General features: G+C 54.6%; 1 protein-coding gene. It reads right to left on the bottom strand.

Annotated features, from left to right (window positions below; all coding sequences use genetic code 11):
* Positions 1-598, bottom strand: a 598-nt coding sequence (locus tag ACOCD2_RS22950) for a cation:proton antiporter (protein WP_293675461.1), incomplete at its 3' end; no start/stop codon positions are given.
* Positions 599-829: the final 231 nt, after the last annotated feature.

Genomic DNA, 829 nt, shown 5'->3' with positions numbered 1-829 from the left:
ACGTTTTCGTGCACTGGAGCGGACAAGCAAAGGGCCGAATGATGGGAGCCGTATGACGCGAGAGTGTCACGTACGGTTCTGCGAGGGGCTGGCGGTGAGATTCCGCCGGTCTACTCACCCTGATGTCGTCAAAGTGTTTTATCAGCAGGGAGATGAGCTTAGCGGCGATGGGCGCGAGTATGAAAAACAGGCCGATGAACGCCAGTACCTTGCTGGTGTTGGCCAGGGTAATACCACCGGCAATGGAAAATTCGTACAGCAGTGCCAGCAGTACGACACCAAGTACATCATCGAGAACGGCTGCACCAAGCACGATTTGACCTTCCCGTGTGTTGCGCTGGTGCAGATCTGTCAGCACACGTATGGTGATGCCGATGCTGGTGGCCGTCAGTGCGCCTCCGATGAACAGCGATACCAGGACCGACAAATCAAACAGCTGGTGGGCGAGGAAGAATCCCAGTACGAAAGGAATGAGGAAACCACCAAAGGCAACGATGGATGAGCTGCGCCCGGTCCGCATGAGCTTGCGGATATCGGTTTCCAGTCCCACTTCGAACAGCAGCAGCAGGATACCGATTTCTGCCAGCAGTTTGATCACCTCGCCAGGCTGCAGCTAGCCCGGAAATTTCACCGCCCCACTGGAAATAGGCCTCTTTTTGTTGCATAAAATAAGGGTTACCAATCACTTACCAGCGACAAAACAAAGAAGCCTATGAATACAGAGTGTAAACCAGAACAGTTGGAATATCAGTCCCTGGGTCGGCGCGAGGTGATTGGCCGCTTTGACGGTGGGCGAATCACTTCGGACGGTGGCGGATTGCTGCTGCGC

Source organism: Thiolapillus sp., assembly GCF_048562965.1.
Taxonomy (GTDB): domain Bacteria; phylum Pseudomonadota; class Gammaproteobacteria; order Chromatiales; family Chromatiaceae; genus Thiolapillus; species Thiolapillus brandeum_A.
Note: the sequence above shows the minus strand (reverse complement) of the source record. Positions and strands in the feature narration are given on the sequence as shown.